The organism is Sorangium sp. So ce128, from assembly GCF_051525245.1.
Classification (GTDB): domain Bacteria; phylum Myxococcota_A; class Polyangia; order Polyangiales; family Polyangiaceae; genus Sorangium; species Sorangium cellulosum_B.
Window position 1 is genome coordinate 11,626,835 of sequence record NZ_CP150313.1, and the last position, 23,629, is coordinate 11,650,463.

The window sequence follows — 23,629 nt, forward strand, 5'->3', positions numbered from 1 at the left end:
TTGAGCGTTCCCAGGCCACCCTCGCGGCCTGCTGGGAGCGCGTGGGCGCCGCCGGCTCTCCCTTCCCTGATCGCCTTGGCCTCTTGCGCCAGGGGGGCCCAGCCGTCCCCGCGGTGCGCGCCTCGGATGCCCGCGCTGCCTTCCTCGCGATAGCGCTCCCGGCAAAGCACCACGAGCCGCTGCTTGAGGAGGCGCTCCACGCCTCGGCCGCAGGCCTGCGGGTGTACCTCCTCGGTCCGCCGAGCTTCGGCGGCAGCATCGAGGTGCACGGCCGGCTCAAGGACCACGCCGGGCGCGTGCTCGTCCGCCGCGGCGTCGAGCTCCCTTATGGCCTCACCCTCGCCGGCCGCGGGCTGGAGGGGTCGGTGCGCTCGCCCGGCTGGACCCTCCCCCTCTCGGCGGCGCAGGCGTCCGCGGCCTTCGCGGCGTTCGCGCACCTTTTCTGGCATCACGCCCCAGAGGAGCTCTCCGGCGGTGCGGATGGCTTCCGCTTCCGCTCCTCCCCCTCGCCGCCGGAGGCATCGCCTCTGCCGAGCGAGCGCGGGGCGGTCCACTTCGGCGCGATCGCTCCTGCGGACGCCTCGCTGCACCTGGTGCTCTCCCGCGGCCTCCAAGATCGCCGATCCGCCGCGGCCCGCACCTGGGTTCCTGCGCTCCCGAAGACGGCCTCGGCGCTGGCCGCTTCCGCCGCGGGCAGGGTGACCTGGACCGACGCGGCACTCCCCGCCATCGCCGCCAGCGGGAATGGAGCGACGATCGGCTTTGGCGAAGGAAGCCGGTGGCCGCTCCTGGTCCGCCTCGAAGCGGATCAAGCCCGCGCGCTGGCGGCCGCGCTTGATGGCGCCCCCGTCGAATGGGAGCTCCGCCGCGAGGTACGGCTCGCCGATCTTCGAGGCGAGCTCCTCCACGGCGACAGCCCTCGCCCGCAGACGATCCTGCCCAGCGTGACCATCTCCGCCGGCGAGATCACGGCGGCCCGGATCGAGGACATGGCCATCGCCGCGCCGACCGAGCTGCCCGCGCCTCCTCCGCTCGCCCTCAAGGTCATCTATCAATGGAAGATCCATCCTGTCACGGCGCCTCCCCGGTCTGAGCCCGCGAAGCTTGTCCGGGACTGGACCGCCCTTGACGACCAGGTCAGGACCCGGATCGAGGAGCAGCGGCGGCTCCTGGAGGAGCTGCGCACCCGCGGCGAGGGGTTCCGGAATCGCTTCGCACGCATTGCCGGCGAGATGCTCGGCTTCCGCCGCTCGCTCGACGATCTGGAGACGGCGCTCCGCAGCGCAGGGGCGGAGCCGCCCTCCCGGCGAGGACCGCAGGGCGCCGCAGACCTTTGCCGGGAGCTCTCGCACATCGAGGACGAGCTGTCGCGGATCGACAAGGAGCAGCGCCAGACCGTGGACCGGGCGGAGGAAGACGAGGATCGGGAGCAACAGGAGTCGGAGCACCTGCGAAAGCAGGAGAGCGCCTCGGCGCGCGCGAAGGACCTGGCGGGGTCCCTGGCTCGAGCCGAGCAGCAGCTCCAGGAGGTTCGAGCGGCGCTCGAGGCTGCAGCTAGGGAGCCGCCGTCGCCGGACCGGAAGACCCAGCAGAAGAAGCTCGGGGACGAGAAGCAGAAGCTCGAGAAGCAGGTCCGCGCGCTTCAGCAGGAGAAGCAGACCGCGGAGCAGCAGCGCGACGCGCCATTCCGGTTCGAGCGCCGGCAGGCGAGGGCCGCCGGCGCGCCACGGACCGAGGCGGCGAAGAAGCGCCCCGCCTTTGTCCCCACGGAGGCAGCGCCGTCGAGTCCGGTCATCCCCCGCGAGGCGTTGCCCGCATGCGGCCTGTTGCAGGAGCACCAGGGACGCCGCTACTTGGTGGTTGGCACCTGGGAGGAGTATGCGGCGGCGGAAGCCGACGCACTGCGGCTCAACGCATTGCGCGTAGCGGGAGGCGGGGAATGAAGGAGGAGAAGATCACCATCACCATCAGTCCCGACGGCCGGCTCCGCGCCGAGACGAGAGGGCTGAAGGGTGACGCCTGTGATCGCGAGCTCGCCGGACTGCTCGCGGAGCTCGCGGAGATCCACGAGGTCGAGCACACCGTCGAGGCGCGCGAGCGCCCCGCGGGCGCCGGCGTCGCCCCCGTGCAGACCACGAGGCGCCGGTGAGCCTGCGCTGGATGGAATCGATGGCCCCCGTGCTCGACGAGGAGTGCCTCGTCGAGGCGCTCGATGCGCTGGGCGGCGTTGACACGCGGAGCGCCGAGCGAATCACGGTCCGGGTAGGTCCGGCGCCCATCGAGCTCCTCAAGCGGGGTACGGGATGGGTCCTCCGCCGCACCACGGAGGTCGCGCATCAAACGTGGGAGCGCCGCTTCCAGGAGGCGCTCGACGCCGCCGCCGCGAGGAGGGCTGCTCGTCTAGATGAGGCGCGCCAGCAAGAGGAGGTCCGTCGGCAAGAGGAAGCCCGCCGGCAGTTCGTCGAGGAGCGCAAGGCCACGATCGTCGCCAGAGCGAAGGAGATGGGCTACTCCGTGCGGGAGGAGAAGCATGGAGAGGAGATCCGGCTCGTTTTGGTGAGGCGGACCTGGTGAGGCGGCTGAACGTTGCTGACATGGCCGCGCGGAGCGCGATCTATGGCCCCGGAGAGCGCTTCGTGCTCTGGCTCCAAGGCTGCGCGATCCGCTGCCCTGGGTGCTGGAACCAGGATCTCTGGACCTTCGAGGAGCGGTCGCTCTGGGAACCTGCGACGCTGGCCGAGCGGGTGCTCGAAGAGCCCGGGCTCGAAGGCGTGACGCTGCTCGGAGGAGAGCCGCTCCATCAGGCAGAGGCGCTGGTGCCCTTCCTCGACATCATCCGCGCGGCATCGCTCTCCGTGATGCTCTACACCGGCTTCGAGCTCGAGGAGCTCGATCATCATCGCTACCAGCCGGTCCTCGAGCGGACCGATCTGCTGGTTCTCGGACGCTACCGTGCCGAGGAGAGAGAGCTGAGCTTGCTCTGGCGTGGCTCGCGCAACCAGCGGGTCATCCCGCTTGGGGAGCGCTACCAAGGGCTGATGTTCGAGGAAGCCAACCAGATGGAGGTGGTCGTGCGCTCCGATGGGCGCGTGGGGCTACGAGGGTTTCCAGGGGAGTGGGTATGGGCCGTGTTGTGAGCGCCGGCTCACCCGTGGGAGTTGGATAGGCCAGGGCAGTTGCGAGCTGTGACCAATGAGACTGTACATTGGGCATGACCATCGACTCCTTTCGATAGGAGCCGACGCACAAGCAGACCAATGACAAATTCATGGATTACATCGAATGGCCGTGCACGCGCCTCAGGCGCAGGGCCGCGACGAGGTGGTGCGCGGTGTGGACCCGCGTCGGCAGCGCCTCTGCCTCGAGCGCAAGCCGGGATCGAGCGAGATCATCCTCGTGCCGGACACATATACGCTGCGCAGGCAGCTCGATGCGGTGTAATGGGCGAGGTCGTCACAGGTGAGTTCCCCGCGGCGGCTAGGAGCTCGGGGAGACCGCAACGGGCTACTGTTCGCTCGCCCCGGGCCATGATATTCGTGGCCCCGGCGCGTACGCGGGCTGGAGGGAGGCCGGCGACGCTCACGATCGAAGCGGTCGGTCGGCGGGCCTCAGCCACTAAGGGCGAGGCTCCCGCTCGAGAGACCATCCGCCATGCCCATGGGCCATCGCGCCCCGGCCGATATCGACGCTGGGATGTCAGGCGCCGACGTCGTTTATCCCACCTTGGTGTCCACCTGTAGGGCGCCGTGGTCCGCCGTCCCGACCTCGACAGCAATGAATCCGCGCGGTTACCACGACGATGACGGCTTTCCAGTTGCCTCCCGGTCTCCTCCACCCCGCCCAGCGCAGGTACCTAGCCGAGGATCTCGTGCGACGCCGCAGGTCGAACGAGCAGCGCCGCTACGCGGCTCCGCAGCGCGCCGCGAAGATCGATGCAAACCCACACCAGGTCGACGCCGTCATCTTCACCCTCGCACGTGTGCGCGAGGGAGGGTGCATTCTCGCCGACGAGGTCGGGCTTGGAAAGACGATCGAGGCGGGCCTCGTCATCGCCCAGCTCATGGCGGAAGGCGCGAGACGCGTGCTGCTCGTCGCCCCGAAGCCGCTGCTCGGCCAGTGGCACCAGGAGCTCTTTGAGCTGTTCGCCATCGAGGCGCGCGAAGCACAGCCGAGGGCTGGGAGTTTCGACGGCTCTGGGGTGTTCCTGATCGGAAGAGAGGCCGCGGGGAGCGAGAGAGGGCGCGACGTCCTGCTCGCGGCCGAACCGTTCGACCTCTGTGTCATCGATGAAGCCCACGAAGTCTTTGCGGGCATCTACAAACGGTTCGATAAGTCTGGTCAGTATCGGGACGACGCGCCTCTCGCGCAGACCGCTGGGCGCGTCCGCGAGGTGCTGCTCGCCCGGCGCACCCCGGTGCTCCTCCTGACCGCGACACCGATCCAGAATAACCTCGCGGAACTCTGGGGGTTGGTTCAATACGTCGATCCGATGGGAACGCTGCTCGGCAATTTAGCTACCTTCCGGGAGGTGTTCTGCGGCATCGATGACCGGCAGCTCGCGCCAGGCCAAGAGGAGGAGCTCAGGAGCCGGCTTCGCGTCGTCGTCCAACGGACGCTGCGTCGGGAGGTGCAGGAGTTCCTCGAGAGGCCGTTCGTGGATCGCCAGGCGAAGCTCTTCGAGTACACGATGAGCGCCTCGGAAAAGGCACTGTACGATGACGTGACGCGGTACCTGCTCGAGCCGGGCATCCTGGCGTTCCAGGGCAGGCACAGGAAGCTGACACTTTTGGGATTTCACCGGCGTATGGCGTCCTCGACGCGTGCCCTCGAAGCGAGCCTCCAGAACGTCGCGGCCCGACTGCGACGTAAGCTCGCTGGCGACGAGAGGCTGGACGCGGAGGACGAGGAAGCCCACAGCTTCGCCGAGGATCTCGAGGACGAGGATGAGGCGCGAGAAGAATCAAGCACGATCGGCCCGGTGTTGCAGCCGGGAAGGCCGCGCCCAGATCCGGATGCGCTACGAGCGGAGCTCGGGCGCGTTGAAGGCTTCATCCAGCGCGCAGAAGCCTTGCGCGCCGACGACGCCAAGTTCCGCGCGCTATTGAAGGCGCTCAACTTTGTGGCGGAGAGGGCACGCAACGGTCACGGCGCGGGCAAGCTCGTCATCTTCACAGAGTCGCTCGTCACGCAGGACTACCTGCGCGACGCTCTCATCGAGAGCCGTCTCGTCACCGACGCGGAGGTCACCCTGTTCCGGGGCACAAACGACTCGCCGCGCGCACAGCAGGCGCTCGCTCGTTGGCGGGAGGCGGTTCCGCAGGGAGAGGGCCGAGGGGCCAGCTTGGACGTCGCGACCCGGCTCGCTCTCGTCCATGAGTTCAAGATGCGATCGCGCGTCTTCATCTCCACTGAAGCTGGTGCGAAGGGGCTCAACCTGCAGTTTTGCGACACCGTCGTGAACTACGACCTTCCGTGGAACCCGCAACGCATCGAGCAGCGCATCGGGCGCTGCCACCGCTACGGGCAGCACCACGATGTCACCGTCATCAACTTCCTCGCCAAGGACAACGAGGCTCAACGCCTCACGTTCGAGATCCTGAGCCAGAAGTTGGAACTATTCGGCACGGTGCTCGACGTCTCCGATCACGTCCTTCATCGACCCGATGGCCCCAGTGGTGGAGTGCTCGTCAGCGCGCTCGGCGCCGAGTTCGAGGCAGAGCTTCGTCGCATCTACGAGCGCGCCCGCACCCTAGACGAGGTTACGGCCGAACTCCGAGCGCTTCGAGACAAGGTGGCCGCAGAGCGCCGGCGGTTCGAAGAGACCCACGCGCGGACCGCGGACCTCATCGAAAAGCGCTTTGACGAGGGGGTCCAGCGCGTGTTCCGCTCGCACAACGAGACGGTGCCGGACGCGCTCGCGGAGCTGGATCGTGACCTATGCGCCGTCGTCCTCGGCTACCTCGACGCGAAGGCCATCCCTTACGAACGCGTGGCGTCGACCGACGCTACGTTGCTCCGGGTCCTACCCTCACCCGAGCTTCCGGCTGACCTCCGCACGGGGATTACCGCCGCGATCGGACCGTCGAAGGAGCACGTCTCGCTCCACCTGAACCATCCGCTCGTGCTTGCGGCTGTCGCTGACGCCCGCGCGACGACTTCGTCGATGTCAGCGATCGTCAGGCCAGCGAGCGACGCATCCGAGGCGCTGCAAGCGTGCGCCGGGAAACAGGGACGCCTTCGCCTCGTGAAGCTCTCGTTCGACGGGTTCGAGCAGGTCGAGCGCCTCGTCCCCGTGGTCGTCCTAGAGGGAGGCGAGATCCTAGGCCAGTCGGTCGCCGAAGCGTTCCTCCGAGGGAACCTCCACGACGCCGGGGCTACGTCCACCCGAGCCGTCAGCGAAGAAGTCCTCGATGACGCGACCCAGGAGGTGCTATTCTCGGTTCAAGCCGTCGTGGATGCCGACGAGCACGAGCGTTTCGAGCGTGCGCGCCAACAGGCCGAGCGCTTCATCGAGGACCGTCTGCTCGTCCTCAACAAGCGCCGCCGAGCGGTCGTCGAGCGGCTCGAGGAGGCTCAGCTTCGGCGCGACGGCGCGACCGGCTCCGCCGCGCGAACCGACGCCGAGCGCGGCGTCATGGCCGCCCAGATCGCGCTCGACGAGGTCGAGGGCGCGATCGCACGGCTCGAACAGCGCGACGACGAGACGTTTCGCAGCTATCAGGAGCACATCCAGCGACGCCGCTACACACCGCCACGCGTGGAGCACGTGTTCGACATGGAGGTGGTGATCGAATGACGACCGCAGTGGAGGACGATATCGTGCTGAAGCTTCTTCACACGGCGGACTGGCACCTGGGCAGGAGCTTCCCACGCTTCAGCGCCGACCAGCGAACGAAGCTGACCCGGGCGCGCCTTGAAGCGCTCGACCGGATCTTGCTCGCGGCGGAGCGACTCGCGGTGGACGCCGTGCTCTGCGCAGGCGATCTGTTCGACGAGCCGTGCCCTGCGCAGATGTGGTGGGAGGAAGTCGCGACCTGCCTCCAGAAGCGGAAGTGGAAGAACCGGCCCTTGTTTCTGCTGCCGGGCAACCACGATCCGCTCGTCACGGAATCGGTATGGGCCAAGGAACACAAGTTCCGGACCCTTCTTCCCGAGTGGGCGCACGTGGTGGACCGCGAGGGCTTCGAGTTCACGCTGCCCAACAATGCGGTGCTCTACGCCGTGCCGTGCTTCTCGAAGGCCGGTCAGCGCGATCCGACGGAGGCGATCCCGACGAGAGCGCCCGGTGACGACCGGATCCGGATCGGGATGGTGCACGGGAGCACGTTCGATGCGAAAGACTACCAGACCAATTTCCCGATCGCGGTCGATGCCGCGCTGAAGCGTGGCCTCGACTACCTCGCCCTCGGCGACACGCACGGCTTCCGTTTCGTCCCGCCGGATAGAAAGCAGCCTCCTACCATCTACCCAGGCGCACCCGAGCCGACCGCCTTCGACGAGAAGGAGCCCGGGTACGTCGCGGTGGTCTTCATCAACCGGCAACGGCGCGCGACGGTCAACCGGGAGCGGGTCGCTCGGTGGACTTGGGAGGAGAAGGACGTCACGACGATGGATAGCCTCAGGGAGCTCGCGCGGCGCTCGGATCTCGGTGATCGCGTGTTCCGGCTTCGTGTCGACATGAGGGTGCCCATCCGGGAATACGAGGAGGCCGAGCGCATCCTCGAAGACCTGGAGGGAACGCCGGCACGGCACGGGCGGGTCGGCGTACTCGCTCTCGATCGCCAAGGCCTCGAACTCGAGACGAGCGCCATCGAGTCCGACTGCTCCGATATACCCGACGTCCTCCGGTCTGCGATCCGCCGGCTTCAGAAAGTAGCCACTGAGACCGACAAACGGCCCACGGCAGAGCGCGCGCTGTACCACCTCTACCGTCTGTCGCGAAAGAAGCCATCATAATGCGATTCGCGAAGCTCGTCGTCGAGTCTTTCCAGGCCATTCAGCGAGCCGACGTCGAGTTCGGTCCTGGGCTCAACGTCCTCTATGGTCCGAACGATCTTGGAAAGTCGACGCTCGCGACGGCGATTCGCGCCGCGCTCCTCGTGCCGCCCACCTCCTCGGAGGCCGAGTCGTACACGGCTTGGTACGCGGATGCGACACCTCGCGTGGCGCTTACCTTTGTCGATGACTCAGGGGACTACTGGAGGGTAAACAAGGCGTTCGGGGGTGGTGCTCGCACCGGCGCGGAGCTCGAGCACTCTAAAGACGGGACGAGGTTCACGCTCGACTGTAAGGCGCGTCAGGTCGAGGACAAGCTTCGGAGCTTGCTCGCATGGGGCATCCCGGCGCCTGGGGGAAAGGGCGCGCCGCGTGGTCTCCCGGATAGCTTCCTCGCCAACGTGTTGCTCGCGGCGCAGACAGACGTCGACGCCATCCTCGGACGGAGCCTCGCCGCGGATCCGGAAGGCTCCGGAAAGCTGCGCCTGACGAGGGCACTGGCCACCCTTGCCCAAGATCCGGTCTTCAAGCGGGTTCTGGATGCAGCGCAAAAGGAGGTGGACCTGTGCTTCACGCCTACCGGCAAGCGAAAGCGCGGTCAGACCTCGAAGTTCACCGATGCCACGGAGAGGGTCAAGCAGTTCCAGAACCAGCTCTCCTCGCTCCAGCGTCAGCTCACCGAATCCTCCGTGATCGAACAAAACGCCAGGGTACTCAGCGAGCGGCGAGCCGAGACCAGGGTACGCGTCGATGACGCCAAGGCGGCACTGGAGGTCGCGCGGCAGAGACTCCAACGCGCGCGGATACGTGACGAGGCGCGAGCGCGGCTCGAAGCCGCCCGGGCTGCGCTCGGGGAGATCGAGAAGCGCGTGGCCGAAGTGGAGAAGCTGAAGGTCGAGGTTGAAGGCGCTGCCGAGCACGCCAAGGTGCAGGAGGACGTCGTCCGGACCGTGAGCGTCGACCGCGCCGCCGCGGAGGCGGTGCTCCGCGCCGCCGACGAGGCGCACCGGCTCGCGATCAGCGAGGACGGGGCGCGCGAGCGGGAAGTCCGACGTGCGCAGCTCGCGGAGCAGGCCTCGCTGCTCCGGGCTGCAAAGCAGGCGGCAGAAGTTCGGAGGGGCAAGGCCGCGGCGGTGCTCAAGGCGCGCACCGCCGCGGACACTGCCCGCCGCGCCGCGGCGGACGCTCGCGCGCAGCACGAGCGGTTGGGCGCGGAGCTTGTGTCGCTACGCGCGCGCGTGGCGCAGGCCGATGCAGACCGGGCGTTTGCTGATTCCGTCGTCGCATACGGGCGGTGGCGCGCCGCGACATCTGCGGCCGAGGACGCGAAGCGAACGACGGAGGCAGCCGCCAAGAGCCGGGTCGAGGCGGGCCAGAAGGAGGCGGACGCGACGTCCCGCGATGCGCGCGCACGCACGCTCGAGGAAGAGGTTGCGACGCGGCAAGCGGCGCTCCCGACCCCAGAGCAGGCGGCGGTACTGGGACAGCTGGAGCGCGAGCTCACGCTCGCCGAGGCGGCGCTCGGGGGAGGCATCAGTGTTGCGGTGCGCCCGCGCGCAGGCATCTCCGTCCGAGGGCTCGTGGACGCGACCATCCTCAACGAGCCGAACCTATCGGTAGAGCGTGTCCTCGAGGCCGAGCGCAGCGTGCGGCTGTCGATCGGCGAACTCGTCGACATCGAGGTCACGGCGGGCGCGGCCGAGAAGCGGCAAGTGGTCGAAGCCCTCCGGACGCGGTGGAGGGCGGAGGCCGTTCCCGTACTGGAACGCGCCGGAGCGAAGTTTCCTCAGGACATCCTGGACGCGCTCGTGGCGCTCGCGAGGGAGCGTGCGGTCGCCGCGGAGTTGCGGCGGGACGCCGAACGACTCCGCGCCGAAGCGAAGAATCTCCGCGATCAGGCTGCGATCCAGGAGGAGCACGTGGCGAAGCTCGAGCCGAGCGTCGCCGACGTCGAGGCACGCAGGGCAGCGATCGGCGACGCGGATCTTGGAATGCTCGAAGCTCACCTCACGAGGCTGGGGAAAGCATGGGAGGTGCAGGCGAGCGCGCTCTACAGCTCAAGAGCAACCGAGCGCAAGGCGCTGCATGAGCAGGCCGCCGCCCATAAAGAGCGCGCAACCATGGCGGAATACCATGCTGCGCTCGCCGAGCAGCGAGCGGGAGAGCTCGATGCCGAAGCCGTCGCGGCGCTCGCGGCACTGGAGTCTCCGGATCCCGAAGCGCTGCTGCGATCGATCGATGAGGAGCTCGCGTCCATTTCGGGAGACGAAACAGCGAACGCGGAGCATCTGAGCGCGCTGCTCGCCGAGGCGAGCACCCGCGCCGAGGAGGCGGCAAGGGCGGTCGATGCCGCTAAGGCCGGCGTTCGTTCCGCGGGAGAGGCGCAGCGCCGCGCCGAGGAAGCCCGGGATCGGGCGCGCGATGGCCTCAACGCCTTGCTCGGCAAGCAGAGCGCGTTGAAGAGCCAGGTCGACGCGATGGATCGAGCCGGCGCCGAGGAACTTGTGAAGCAGCGCGAACGCGAACTAGCTGCCCTCCCCGACGAGGGACCGGCGTCGGCAGCGGAAGTAGAGGCTGCGGAACTGCATGCCAAACGCGCCGAACGGGAGCTGGCGGACGTGAGCGAAGAGCTGCACAAAAGCGAGGGAGCGCTCTCCAAGGTCGGCGGCGCCGCTCTCGCCGAGGAAGTCGCTCGGGTCGAGGAGGCGCTCAGGGGGGCGCAGAACCGGGAGAGGGACCTCGAAATCGAGGCTGACGCGTGGAAGCTGCTCTTCGAAACGCTCCGTGAAGTCGAGAACGAAGAGGGCGCGCACCTCGGTCGCGCCTTGGCTCGCCCCGTGACGACCAAGTTTGTGGAGCTGACCGGTGGGCGATACAAGGGCCTGCGGCTCGACGCGACGCTGAAGACAGAGGCGATCGAGATCGCCACCCACGTCGCCCGGGACGCGGACGTGCTCGACGCGCTCTCAGTCGGCACGCGCAATCAGCTCGCGACGCTGATCCGGCTCACGATCGCCGACCACCTGAAGAGTTCGATCGTCCTCGACGATCACCTCGTCCACACGGATCCGACTCGCCTTGCCTGGTTTTGCGATATCTTGCTGAAGACCGCTCCGACCAATCAGGTGATCGTGTTCACGTGCCGCCCGGAGGACTACGTGGCCCAGGAGGATCTCCCCACAGGCACTGCGACTCGCGATCTTGCAGGCGGAGCGGTTCGTGTCATCGACGGCGTTCGCGTGATGAAGCGCTGGGCGGTGGTGCCGTCGCTGCCATTGTATCCTGTCGAGGAGCGGTTCGTCCCGCGCCCCGCGTTCACGATTGTGGCCAACGTCGAGGAGACAGAGCAATTCCGTGAGGCGCTTCCCGTTTACGATCTGGCCGTGGCCGCTGGCGCGTTCAGCACATCGCAGGCACCGGAGGCGATCGGATGGGCGCGCGTTAAGTCGAGACACGCACTCGACTCCGACATGTTCGCAGCGCGCATTGTCGGGAAATCGATGGAACCGGGAGTCCCCGACGGCGCATGGGTGATCTTCCGTGGGCTCCCTTCCGGAGCAGCGCCGCCGCCAGCCGTGCTCGACGGCCGGCGCGTGCTCGTCCAGCTTCGTGATGATGCGGATCCCGAGACGGGCGGGAGATACACGTTCAAGCGCTGGCGGGTCACGAGGTTCAGCCCAGAGGGCGACGTGGAAGAGGTGGAGCTGCGGGCGGACAATCCGGCCTATCCGTCGCGGCGGCTCACAGCACAACACGGGGATCTCCGAGTCATTGCCGAGTTCGTCGAGACGATTGGGTAGGCTCGTCCACAAGCGGTGCCGTTGAACGCGACCGAGGCTGAGAGGGCGAGCGCGCGCGTTCTCGCCGGAACTCGCCCTCGATCAGTTGGAGCGCGCGGTGGCGCACGTGCCCCGCCGCGACGCTCGGCGATCACGGGCTCCGCGCCTACGCCAGACCCCAGACGTAGTAGTGATCGCAACCCTACCGTCCTGCGAGCAGTCCTCGAACGCGGGGCACACGCGCGCGATGAGATCGGCGAAGGTGAAGAGAGGTGGTACTGCATCCCCGTCCTCACTGACATGTCGTTGGCCGCTCCTTCCATGTGGACGGCCCAGCGCGGCCGGCGGGCGGCACGACAGATCACCTGCATGCGCGCAGCGGGCTTGGCCTACCATGCCCGGATGGACGTCCTCCCCAGCTTCATCGAGATCCTGGACGCTGCCGCTCGTCCCTTCGAACCGCGGCGTCGCCTCCGGCGGGTCGACCCCGGCGGCCGTTCAGAGGCCGAGTGGGACCGCATCCTCATCGAGAACGTCGACCTGCTCGCGGACGCGCTCCGCGAGGCAGAGATGATCGCCGAGGACTCCGCGCTGATGTTCCTCGGCGCGCAGGTGGACAACATCGACCTCGTGTTCGCCGAGGTGCGCAGCGACAACGGCGAGCTGCGCCGACTCGTGCTCCTGGAGGATAAGCTCCTCAAGAACCCCGAGGCGCGGCGACAGGTCCTCGCGCAGATCCTGGACTACGCGAGGGTTGTGCAGCAGAGCTGGGCGAGCGCCAGGCTACCCGAGCTGGAATACAAGCTGCGCGGACATGCGCAGTGGGTAAGGGAGAACGAGGAGGCACTACGCCAGAGCTGTCGGCATGCCGACTTCTTGCTCGTCATCGCGGGCGACGGCATCGACGAAGGCCTCGCGAAGCTCGCGCCTCGGTTCGCGGGCAGAGATGATCCGCTCAGCCTTACCGAGCTGGCGCTGGTATCGCTGGCCATGTATGCGCTCGACAACGAGTACCTGCTCGTGCCTCATGTCGTGAGCGCAGTGCTGCGGAGCGAGCGGGAGATAACGGTGCGCGTGCTCGTGCAGGACGCGCAAGGACGCGCGGTCCCCGCCGACGTCTTGCGCGATGTGCAGGACGAGGCGGCGCAGGCCAACCGTGGACGCCTCCCCGTGCGTGAAGAGGTGATCGAGTTCTTGCGCAAGGCGCGCGAGCCTCTGGATGCCGCGCTCCTCCCCGCGTATCCCGGCCTGGAGCGGACGGCCAAACCGCGCAAGTCGCTCGAGTACGGGCTGACGCTTGATGACGGCTCCGGCGTCGTGTTCAAGGTCCACTTCGGGGGGTACGAGAAGGACGTCTGGTCCCCTATCCAGGTCGGCCTCATGCTCGGCACCGACGACACCGCGGGCCGCGACGCCTGGCGGCGGCGCATCGAGGCCGTGCTCCCTCGGCTCCCCGCCGGCACACGGGTCGACAATGGTGGCCCGCGTACGGTCAACGCGCTGACGACGTTCGAGTGGTCGACCGGCGAGGACTTGAACGACATGCTGGTCTCGAAGATCACCGAGACCCTGATTCAGTACGCGTCGGTGCTGATGCCCGTCCTGCGTGCCACGCGCACATGACGTGGTCCGACCCGCCGCACGCACCCCGGGCAGCTCTATGTGGCCGGGGCTGTGATGAGCGGCGGCATCTCCGCAGCGCCTCGCGAGCGAGTGCACGGAGGCGCAACCGCGAGCTTACAGATCCGGCTCAGGCTCCGCCTCCGCGGCGACGAGCGTCGGCAGGTGCTGGATGAACAGCCTGAGCAGCTCCTGCCGCAGGACGACCCGCACCGGGAGCCCGAGCTCCTTCTGGAGTTTTGCACGCGCCGCCTCGAACGCCGGCGTGACACGCTCCGAGGTCGAGAGGATCACGCCCGACGTGATCCCCTCGTACGATTGGCATGCCTTTTTGATCTGCTCGAGCGGTCGCGTCCAGTCGGCGTCCCACGTCCACATTTTGATCTGCACGGCGACGCGGTGGGGCACGCCCAGGGGATCGCGGTAGGTGCAGATCGCGTCGGCGCCGTTCTCGCTCCGGCCTCCCGTGTGCTCGACGTTGGCCTCGCCGTAGAGCATTTTGAGCAGGCGCACGCAGGGCGCCTCGAACTCGGCACCTTGGAAGTGAAACTTGAAACGCTCTAAGCCGGCGAGCTCGAGCTCCCGGAGGAGCGCTTCGAGCCGGTCTTCCTCGACGTCGGTCGTCTGCGCGGATCTCCCAAGGTTCCCCACGATCTGCTGAATCTGCGCTCCCAGGTGGTCGACGTTCCAGAGCCGCGACAGATTGCGCATCGTCTGGCGCAATCCGGCCGCGACGCCCCTCGCCTTGAAGCCGACGGGACGATCGCCCGAGAGCAATTCGACGGGCAGGAGGTGGCCGTAATCCTTGGGCTTCTTGGGGATATCGAAGCGGTACGGCCCCAGCACCCGCGCGATCGACCAGTGCCGGTCCTCGGGGAGGTGCGGCACGAGGATGAGGTCACCTTCCTGGATGCTGTCGGGTTCGGATCCAAGCATCCGGCGGTTCCCACGCCAGGCATCTTGCTGCTCGTCCGTGATGGTCGCGCCCTTCTTCCTGCGGGCCGCGATCGTTTCGAGTTTCTGATCCTCGCGGTAGCCCCAGCCCTGCCGGAGGCGTCCGGCCTTCAGCTCGCTCCAGAGGAAGTTCTTCGCCTCGTGGTGGTCGACCCGCATGATCCAGTAGCGCGGCATCCTGCGAGCGTAGGGTGCCCGTGAACCCGCTGGGAAGCCTCGCTGGGCGGCGTGCGCTCGACGTCAACGAGCTCGGCCAGTCCGCCTTCTTCGTTGCGGGACCCCTGCCTCCGTTTCGTCCGCAAGCCGAAAGGGACGCGGCCATGGCTCGGAGCGGAGCTGAGGCGAGGTCGAGGGTTCGCAGATCATCGCTACGCGTCCGGTGGTAGGCTCGCGGGCCAACGACAGCGAGCCGGTGCCATGGGATATCTGCTGCTCCTCATCCTGGTGGGCGTGGCCGTCTACTTCCTGCGGCGGTCGAAAGCCCCGCCGCCCGCCGCGCTCGAGGGGAGCGCCCGCCTCGACGCACCGTCCACCTCGCGGGGCGCTGCAAGGGCGCTGGCCTCTAGAGCGGCGCTTGCCGTCTGGATCCCGCCGGGACATCGGGTCGACGTGCAGGGCATCGCGGTAACGGGCGGGATGATCTACGTCGGCGGCCAGCTCCCGTCAGCGAACGGCCTCCGCAGCGTCGACCCGGCGCTGATCAACCCATCGCTTCCCATCGCCACAGCGCACCCGAGCTACTCGGCAGGGATGGGCTACTGGCCCTCGTACAGCGACGTCGGTGCGCACAACCGCGGCGCGTACCTGAGGTGGCTCTCAGGCGGGCGGATCGAGCCAAGCGCGTACATCGGTTACGTTTTCCTGTTCTTCTACGGCCTCGAGCGTCGCGCTCTCGTCGAACGCGCTGACATCCCGGCGATCCGCGCCGAGGTGGGCCGGCTCCTCTCCATCTACTCGGGGAACAACTCGTTCCGCGGCTACGCGACCGACTTCCTGGCCTTCACACTCCTGGATCACCTCGCATCCGTGGACGAAGCCACGGTGCGCTCCGAGCTCGGCGAGCTCGTGACCACGAACGCGACCGCCATGGCTTCGCTCCTCGCGTGGTACCACACGCACCGCCGGCCTCTGCCCGCCGACTTCGCCGCCGCCGTCGCCTCCTCTATGGAGGAGGCAAAGCGGAGCGTCGTCGCGAAGCGTTCGCGGCAGGAACTCCTCGACCTCTTCGCGCTACGCTACCGCGAGAAGTACGGCGAGGGCATCGTCCTCGATGCCGCCGCGCGGCTGAAGATCATCCCGTACCGCCCGGCGAGCGCCGGCCTCCTGTCGACGGCCCACGGATACGCGGCGCGCGTTCCTGACGTGCTCGGCAAGCCCAAACAGCTCAAGCCGCTCGTGGCGATCTGGAACGCGTGCCTCGAGGACCTGAAGCGGTTCGCATCCGCTCAACGCAAGGCCGGCGCTGAGGCGGGCGTCGTGCTTACCGCAGAGATGTGGGAGGCGATGCCGCCCGACCTGCGGGCGCAGCACGATCACCCGGACAAGGACCGCTGGGATGAGGTCATCCTCTCCGCCCCGCGCGCGGGCGAGCGCCCCCTGGTGACGGCGAAGACGCTCGCCGAGCTCGGGCGGCTGCCGCAGCGTGATCGCTACACCGCGGCCCAGATGCGGAAGCTCGCCGACACCGCGGCCCTGCTCGGGTTTGCGATCGAGCCGGATCCTCGCGCCGCTCCCGCGAGCACGGCGGAGGACGCGCGCTTCGCCGTCTGGCGCTCGTCGAACACGTCCGCACCGGACCCGCACCTCTATGGTCCGGTGTCCACGGTCCTCAAGCTCGCAGTCCACATCGCAGCCGCCGACAAACACGTCAGTGAGGAGGAACTCGCCGTCATGACCACGCTCCTCGAGACCCTGTTCCTCCTCGACGACGCCATGCGCGAGCGCGTCGAGGCGCTGCGCGACGTTTTGGCCCTCCAGCCTGCGAAGATCGGTCCCCTCACGAAGAAGCTCGCCGAAACACGCACGCCGGAGCAACGAGCCGTCATCGGTCGGCTGCTCGTCGCGATCGCGGGTGCCGACGGCACGATCGGAGCTCCGGAGCACAAGGCGCTCCGCGGGCTCTACAAGAGCCTCGATCTCGCGCCGTCGGCCCTCGATGCGGCGATCGCCTCGAGCGGCGCGCGACTGGCCACGGATCAGCCGGTGACCGTCGTCGCCGGCAAGCCGGCGGCGAAGGGCAGCGCAGTCACGCCGCCGCCGGACGTCGCCGAGCCCCGCGTCCAGCTCGATCAGCGCGCGATCGACGCGATCCTCGCCGATACGCGCGAGGTCGCGGCGCTCCTCGCCGACGTGCTTGACTCGGCAGACGACGACGGGGGCGTCGAGGCGCCGCCGGCCTCGCGCGAGCGAGCCAGCGAGGGCACGCCAGCGGTGCCCCCGCCCGTGACATCGACCGGCAACGGAGGGCCGCCGGCCGCCGCCAGCGGCGCATGGACGGCGCTGACGGCCTCTCTCGATCCGCGGTATCGCCCCGCGCTCGATGAGCTCATCACGCGTGAGACCTGGTCGGCCTCAGACGCGCAGGCGCTCGCCGCGAGGCTTCGCCTCATGCCCGGCGCGATCATCGACGCGATCAACGGCTGGTCCGATGAGGCGCTGGGCGACTATTTGATCGTTGACGAAGGGCACTGGACCATCCGCACCGACCTCCTTCCCAAGGACGCGCAATGACAACGACGCCGGCCGCGCCTCGCCTGAAAGACCGCGAGCGAACCGCCATCCTCCAGTCGCTTCGCGCCGGCGTCGTGCCGCGCATCGGACTGCAGCACATCCAGGTGGGCCGGAAGGCGGAGGTCGCTGCACTGCTGCGCGATCTCGACCTGGCGAAGGAGGGTGGTGCCGCGGTTCGCTTCATCACCGGCCGCTACGGCGCCGGGAAGAGCTTCTTCCTCAACCTGGTCAGCACCGTCGCGCTCGAGAAGGGCTTCCTGGTCGCGCGAGCCGACGTGACGCTCGACCGCAGGCTGCACGGGACGGGCGGGCAGGCGCGTGCGCTGTTCGCTGAGCTGATGCGCAATCTTGCTTCGAAGGCGCGCCCCGACGGCAACGCGCTCGGCGGTGTCGTCGAGCGCTGGATCTCCGGCGTTCTCCAGGAGGTGACAGCTGCCGGTGCGGACGACGCGAGGGTCGAGTCCGAGATCGCGACGAGGCTGCGGCCGCTGCAGGATCTCGTGAGCGGCTTCGACTTCGCCGCGGTGCTCGCTCGCTATTTCCGGGCTCACCAGGCAGGCGACTCGACGACCCAGCAGAACGCGACGCGCTGGCTCCGGGCCGAGTACGGTACCAAGACCGAGGCCCGCACCGACCTCGGGGTGCGCTCGATCATCGACGATGCCAGCGTGTACGACTACCTGAAGTTATTCGCGAAGTTCGCGAGGATCGCAGGGTACTCGGGCCTCGTCGTCTGCATCGACGAGCTCGCCGTGCTGTCGCACCGCCTGCCGAGCGCGCGGGCTCGCAGTGTCAACTACGAGCAGATCCTCCGGATCCTCAACGACGCGCTGCAGGGCAGCGTCGAGGGCACCGTCTTCCTGTTCGGTGCGACCGACGAGGCGCTCGAGGATCGACGGCGCGGCCTCTATTCCTACGAGGCCCTGGCGACGCGGCTCGCTCCCAACGAGTTCGCCAAGGGCGACGTGCGCGATCTCGCCGGGCCGGTGATCCGGCTGCAGAATCTCACGCCGGAAGACCTCTACGTGCTGCTCCACCGGATCCGCGACGTGTTCGCGTACGGCGATCCTGCGAAATACCTGCTCCCGGACGACGGCCTGAAGCTCTACATCGACTACTGCGCGCGCACGCTCGGCGACGGCTACTTCAAGACGCCTCGCGACACGGTGACGCGCTTCGTCGGCTTGATGAACCTCATCGAGCAAGATCCGTCGCACAACTGGCGCGCCTCGCTCGGGCACGTGAACCAGGTTCAGGTCGCGCCAGCGACCTCGGCGGAAGCCCCCGGCGCACCCGTCGAGGAGGAAGACGATCTCGTGAGCTTCAAGCTCTGATGGCGTCCGCGTACGACCTCCTGCACGAGGGCGTGAGGCGCCGGTTGTGGGAGATGGGGTGGACCGCGCTCAGGCCGATCCAGGATCGGGCCATCGAGCACCTGCTCGCCGACCGCGGGGACTGCGTGATTGCAGCGCCGACCGCGGGGGGAAAGACCGAGGCGGCCTTTCTCCCCATCCTGTCGCGCATCGCGGACGACGCGGCTGGTGGCGTGCGCGCGATGTACATCGGACCCCTGAAGGCGCTCATCAACGACCAGTTCGTGCGCCTGGCAGATCTCTGCGCGCGGCTGGCGATCCCCGTGCATCGCTGGCATGGCGACGTCGGCGCCGCGCAGCGACGCGCGCTCCTTGCTCGCCCGTCGGGCGTGCTCCTCATCACGCCCGAGTCGCTCGAAGCCATGTTCGTCCTGCGACCGACGCAGATGCCCTCGATCTTCGGGCGCCTCGCCTACGTCGTCATCGACGAGATGCACGCGTTCATCGGCTCGGTTCGCGGCGCGCAGCTCAAGAGCCAGCTCTATCGGCTCCGCGAGCGCTGCGGCTGCGATCCCGTGCGGGTCGGCCTGTCGGCGACCCTCGGCGACCCTGAGGCCGCCTGTGCGTGGCTCCGACCCGGCGGCGCGGCGGCTACCTACATCACGGATCCGGATGCGGAGCGCTCGCTCAAGATCCTCGTGCGAGGCTACCAGCGTCAGACGCCTGGAGGCGGCGCGGACGAGGGCGCCGCCCGGGAGGAGGGCGCCGCCCGCGATGATGACCCGACGCTGCGCCTCGTCGCGCGGTCGATCCTTCGTGCATGCCACGGCTCGACGAGCCTGGCCTTCGCGAACGCAAAGAGCCGGATCGAGGAGCTCGCCGACTGCCTTCAGAGCGAGGCAACGCAGATGGGCCTCCGCCATGAGGTCGTCGTGCATCACGGCTCGCTCTCCAAGGAGCAGCGCGAGCATGCGGAAGAACGGCTGCGCGCCGAGACGCCCTGCACCGCCGTCTGCTCGAACACGCTCGAGATGGGCATCGACATCGGCGAGGTCGACAGCGTGATCCAGGTCGCTGCGCCGTGGTCGGTCGCTTCGCTCGCTCAGCGCGTCGGGCGCAGCGGCCGGCGCGAAGGTGCGGCCGCGGTGCTCCGTGCGTTCTTCGTCGAAGACGCACCCACCCCGGAGGACACCCTCTGGGATGGCCTACACCTCGATTTTCTGCGGGGTATCGCGGCGATTGAGCTCATGCTCGAGAAGTTCTCCGAGCCGCCGGAGGTCCATCGACCTCACCTCTCGACCCTCGTGCACCAGCTCCTGTCCACGCTCGCAGAGACCGGCGGCATGAGCGCTCAACGCCTCTACCGGCGGCTCATCGATAGCCGCGCCTTCGGCCAGCTCACGCCGGGCGACTTCGCCGTCCTCCTGCGCGGGCTCGCCGAGCATGGCCTCGTCGCTCAGATGGCCGAAGGCGACATCATCCTTGGGCTGCGCGGCCAGAAGCTCTGCGATCACTTTTCGTTCTACGCCGCGTTCACCACGCCGGAGGAGTTCCGCGTCGTGCACCTCGCGCGCGAGATCGGCTCGCTCCTCGCGACGCTACTGCCTCCGCCGGGCGAGTTCGTGTTGCTCGCCGGTCGCCGGTGGCGCGTGGAGGCCATCGACGGCGACCGCCGCGAAGTGCACGTGATCCCCGGCAAGGGTCGCAGGATACCGAAGTTCACGTCCCTCGCTGCGGACATCCACCCGCGTGTACACGCGAAAATGCGCGAGCTGGCCTGCACGAGCGACGCCCCGACCTATCTCGACGATGGTGCCAAGGAGATCCTCGCCCACGTGCGGGGCACGGCCCATCTTGTCGGGCGCTTCCAGCCTGCGCTGCAGCCCGTGCCCCCAGCAGGACGGTCACGCGTCTTCTTGTGGGCGGGCACGAGGATTCAGCGCACTGTGTTCCTCGCGCTCCGCGAAGCCGGTCTCGAGGTTCAGGACGAGCAAGTTGGACTAGAGGTGAAGGCGCCTGTCGAACAGACGCGGGAGGTACTGCGCGGTTTGCAGGAACGAACGCCAGACCCTCGGCTCCTGGCGGCACGCGCCGACCGCGAGCTCGCTGCGCGACAGTGCGGCGCCGACAAGTTCGATTGGGCGTTGCCGGACCCGCTATGGGCGGCCGCCTACGCGGAAGATCGCTTGGCCATCTCGCGTGGGGCGTTTGGAGTCGGGTAGCCAGCAGAAAAGCGGCGCCTCGATGTCCGGCTCGCACCTGGGTTCCCGGCCTGGGCGAGGCGCCGCGTCCTGCGCTCCCTGGACGTGGCGGAGATGCCCACGTGACGGTCTTCCGAGTGCAGCCAATTACATGAAATCACATTACAATGTGATCACGGGGTGCGCCCGTTGCCCGTGGCAACGCCCCTGGCAACGCGGCCCCCCTTGTGCCGTTGCCAGGGAGGTCGTACCTTCGGCCCGTGGATGCTCCTCTCCCCAGCTCGCCGCCGGAGCCCATTGGCCACCGTATCAAGTTTCAGCTCGACGGCCTCGGGCAATCACCGGCGTGGCTCGCGGAGAAGGCAGGGGTGCCGCGCTCGACGGTCCACCGCATCCTGAACGGCGACCGTAACCCCACGCCCGACACGCTCCAGCTGCTCGCACCGGTGCTCGGCGTGACCCTCGATCAACTCGTAGCGGGCACCGACGCGGCAGAGCGCGTCAAGGAGGCGCAGGGCCTCGTCTCTCGGGAGCACTACGACGCGGCAATTCGTCAAGTGATTGAGTTCGAGCGCAACGCGAACAACCTCGCCGCGCGCCTGCGCGAGACGGAGGAAGCACTCCGCGGCGAGCGAGATCGTCGGCAACGGGCAGAAGGGGCGCTCGGATCCGTCGAACGGGAGCGCGACGATGCGCGCCACGCCGCCGAGCGCAACGAGCACGATGCACGGCGCTACCGAGAGGCCCTCGAACGCGCCGTGGCCGACGTCGCGCGGCTCCAGACCCAAGTGCGAGAGCTCGTCGGAGCCGTGGGAGAAGGAAAACGCACCGGCCACATCGCCGCCATGCTCGCGGGCGTCGCCGCCGTCGCATCGGTGGCGACATACCTCGTGAGCGACCCTGGCGCTGGTGGACAAAGCTCCGGCGCGAGGACGCCGAGCACCTCGCAGAAGAAGGCCGCGAAAGGCGGGCCCAGCACACGAAGGAGAAAGCAGGGGCACGCAGGATAAAGCGACCTCCCACAGCTCTTCAAATCGAAGAAACGCGCACACGCGATCTCCATTGCCCTCAGCATCGGGGCATGGACGCTAGCGCCTATCTCAACCCGCCGGGCGGTGGAGACGCCGCGCGGTCCTGCACCTCCAGGAGGCTCTGATGTACTACGTCCTGTCCATCGGTGTGAACTACGGTCCCGGCGCAGACCTCCTCCGCTTCGCGGAGAAGGATGCCATCGACATCTTCCGCGTCCTCTCCGGGGCGCTCGGCCCTCCGCGAGTGGGCGGTAAGTGCCTTCTCGGCGCGAGGGCAACCCGCGCCGAGGTGATCGCTGCGCTGAACGCGCTCGCATGGCAGCCGCCGGAGCACCTCCTTCTCTACTTCTCCGGCCATGGAAGCGAGGAAGGCATTCTCCTGGCCGACGGCCTGTTGCACTACGATGAGCTTGCCGACTACGTCCGAATCATTCGGGCGCGCGCGATGATGACCATCCTCGACACCTGTCACGCGGCGGCATATGGGCGCTTCGTGTCGCCGGCCGACGTCGCCGGCCTTGGAGGCATAGACGAAGACCTCACCTGGCTCCGGGTGCTATCGGAAGCGCATCCCGGGATGCGGATGCTCTTCGCCACCAGCGCCGAGACGCTCTCGCGCGAGAGCCCCAACGCGAAGAACGGCTTCTTTACGGCGGCGCTCCTGCACGCGTTCCACCATGCCGAGGCGGACCTCCCTGCTGGCTCTCCGAAGCTCATCTCCGACCTCCAGGCCTTCGTGAACGCATGCGCCTTCATGCAGGGGCAGCAGACGAAAAACTGGAAGCGCCCGGGATCGGGCATCGTGCCGCTTCACATCCAGCAGCCGCAGTTCCTGGGCCACCTCGGCGACTTCCCCCTCGTCCGCAGCCAAGTGGAGCGTGCAGTGGGCACCGCGACGATCACCAACTTCGCATTCCTGCCCGGGCTGTCGATGCGCGTCGACTTTGTGGTGAACGGGCGGAGGAACGTCCCAACTCGCTGGCGCGTCAGGCTCTCTCACCCGGATGGATCCCTGATCGACGATCGCTCGCACCGCTTCGTCCCGGCGAAGGACGAGCACGCCGACGGGGGCCAGATCCGCTTTCCGGTGAGCGTTCTGGACGACGATCTCGCCTCATCCTTCGTGCTCGATTCCGGCCGGCAGCTGCCCGTCCGCTGGACGTTCGAGCTTCTGGACGACCACGGCCACCAACTGGCCCGGCGCTCGCTGATGGGGAGCTATTTCAAGGGAGCGCCGATGTCGCAACTCGGGCGGTAAGCCGAGCTACGGCGGCGCCCAGGCCGCCGCGCGTCCTCGCCATCGGGGCGACGCCATGTCCAGGGGCGTATCTGCCTGCTGACCCTCGCGATGACCAGCAACCATCCTGCGCGATCGAGCAGCAACCATCATGAGCGTCAACCCTGTCCCAAGGTGAAGGGCGGGTTCTTCTCGGCATGGACCGCAGCAGCGGCTCCCCCGCTCAAGCTCAAGAGCCGGGCCGGCCACAAGTCGTTCACGACGACGGAGGGCTACATCCGCGAGGCCACGCAGGTGCGCGATGGCTTCGCGCCACAGCGTTTCCGACATTACCGACCGGGCTGATCCGTCCGCTTGACGAATCGTCGAGCGGAGCAGCTCGGTCTTGATGAGGATCACGAGACCCTCAATGTTTCATTGGTGGGCCATGAAGGACTTGAACCTTCAGCCAATGGATTAAGAGTCCGGGTCGGCGCCGGCGGGCAAGCACCCCTAATTGCTCGTTTTTTGCCAGTTCCGCGGGCAGCCAGCCCGGGACGCCGTGGGACACGCGTGGACACGGGGGTCGAGGTCGCCGGGCTGGAGCGGCCACGCCGTGCCCGAGACGCAGCTCCCTGGTTTCACGCCGTAGGACGTCGACATAGCTCGTCCCGTAGCTCGGGCGCCATCGCCAAGGGCGGCGTGGACGCCTCCTTGGCGATCGGAGCGCTGAGATCTTCGTAGTCCTGGTGGTGCGGGCTTCCGTGATAGCGGGCCCGCGCGTTGCCTT

The 23,629-nt window shown here is 68.1% G+C and carries 15 protein-coding genes; 14 read left to right on the plus strand and 1 reads right to left on the minus strand.

Annotated elements, in window-relative coordinates; genetic code table 11:
• The first annotated feature begins 113 nt into the window (after positions 1-113).
• From WME82_RS44080 to WME82_RS44120, 9 genes are all read left to right on the plus strand, one after another.
• The gene (locus WME82_RS44080; protein WP_438040194.1) at positions 114-1,943 is read left to right on the plus strand and encodes a hypothetical protein; all 1,830 of its coding nucleotides are present in this window, start codon (positions 114-116) and stop codon (positions 1,941-1,943) included.
• Entirely contained in the window at positions 1,940-2,149 is a 210-nt protein-coding gene (locus WME82_RS44085; RefSeq protein WP_438040195.1) for a DUF2997 domain-containing protein, read from the plus strand. Before WME82_RS44080 ends, WME82_RS44085 begins: the two co-directional genes overlap by 4 nt.
• 11 nt (positions 2,150-2,160) lie before the next feature.
• The gene (locus WME82_RS44090; protein WP_438040196.1) at positions 2,161-2,574 is read left to right on the plus strand and encodes a hypothetical protein; all 414 of its coding nucleotides are present in this window, start codon (positions 2,161-2,163) and stop codon (positions 2,572-2,574) included.
• A 20-nt stretch (positions 2,575-2,594) separates the two neighbouring features.
• Positions 2,595-3,137, plus strand: a complete 543-nt coding sequence (locus WME82_RS44095; protein ID WP_438040197.1) for a 4Fe-4S single cluster domain-containing protein — start codon at positions 2,595-2,597, stop codon at positions 3,135-3,137.
• 145 nt (positions 3,138-3,282) lie between these two features.
• Entirely contained in the window at positions 3,283-3,441 is a 159-nt protein-coding gene (locus WME82_RS44100) for a hypothetical protein (RefSeq protein ID WP_438040198.1), read from the plus strand.
• Positions 3,442-3,799: 358 nt separating this feature from the next.
• Positions 3,800-6,796: an SNF2-related protein gene (locus WME82_RS44105; RefSeq protein WP_438040199.1), complete on the plus strand. Its 2,997-nt coding sequence runs from the start codon at positions 3,800-3,802 to the stop codon at positions 6,794-6,796.
• Positions 6,793-7,956, plus strand: coding sequence for a metallophosphoesterase family protein (locus tag WME82_RS44110; RefSeq protein ID WP_438040200.1), 1,164 nt, complete (start codon positions 6,793-6,795; stop codon positions 7,954-7,956). The genes WME82_RS44105 and WME82_RS44110 overlap by 4 nt, the downstream gene beginning before the upstream one ends.
• A complete protein-coding gene (locus WME82_RS44115) occupies positions 7,956-11,795 on the plus strand; it encodes an AAA family ATPase (protein ID WP_438040201.1) in 3,840 nt (1,279 codons plus the stop codon). The genes WME82_RS44110 and WME82_RS44115 overlap by 1 nt, the downstream gene beginning before the upstream one ends.
• Positions 11,796-12,095: 300 nt before the next feature.
• On the plus strand, positions 12,096-13,397 hold the full coding sequence (locus WME82_RS44120; protein ID WP_438040202.1) for a hypothetical protein: 1,302 nt from the start codon (positions 12,096-12,098) through the stop codon (positions 13,395-13,397).
• Positions 13,398-13,511: 114 nt separating this feature from the next.
• Here the strand turns inward: WME82_RS44120 and WME82_RS44125 are convergent, their stop codons facing one another.
• Positions 13,512-14,525 (minus strand): restriction endonuclease, encoded by a 1,014-nt coding sequence (locus WME82_RS44125; protein ID WP_438040203.1) that lies wholly within the window; start codon positions 14,523-14,525, stop codon positions 13,512-13,514.
• 240 nt (positions 14,526-14,765) lie between these two features.
• On the opposite strand from WME82_RS44125, the gene WME82_RS44130 reads away from it, so the two are divergent.
• From WME82_RS44130 to WME82_RS44150, 5 genes are all read left to right on the plus strand, one after another.
• Positions 14,766-17,078, plus strand: a complete 2,313-nt coding sequence (locus WME82_RS44130; protein WP_438040204.1) for a TerB N-terminal domain-containing protein — start codon at positions 14,766-14,768, stop codon at positions 17,076-17,078.
• Positions 17,075-18,412 carry an ATP-binding protein gene (locus WME82_RS44135; protein ID WP_438040205.1) on the plus strand — a complete coding sequence of 446 codons (1,338 nt, stop codon included), beginning with the start codon at positions 17,075-17,077 and terminating at the stop codon, positions 18,410-18,412. Before WME82_RS44130 ends, WME82_RS44135 begins: the two co-directional genes overlap by 4 nt.
• Positions 18,412-20,613: a DEAD/DEAH box helicase gene (locus WME82_RS44140; protein ID WP_438040206.1), complete on the plus strand. Its 2,202-nt coding sequence runs from the start codon at positions 18,412-18,414 to the stop codon at positions 20,611-20,613. Before WME82_RS44135 ends, WME82_RS44140 begins: the two co-directional genes overlap by 1 nt.
• Positions 20,614-20,852: 239 nt before the next feature.
• On the plus strand, positions 20,853-21,602 hold the full coding sequence (locus tag WME82_RS44145; RefSeq protein ID WP_438040207.1) for a helix-turn-helix domain-containing protein: 750 nt from the start codon (positions 20,853-20,855) through the stop codon (positions 21,600-21,602).
• Positions 21,603-21,747: 145 nt separating this feature from the next.
• Entirely contained in the window at positions 21,748-22,881 is a 1,134-nt protein-coding gene (locus WME82_RS44150) for a caspase family protein (RefSeq protein ID WP_438040208.1), read from the plus strand.
• Positions 22,882-23,629 lie beyond the last annotated feature (748 nt).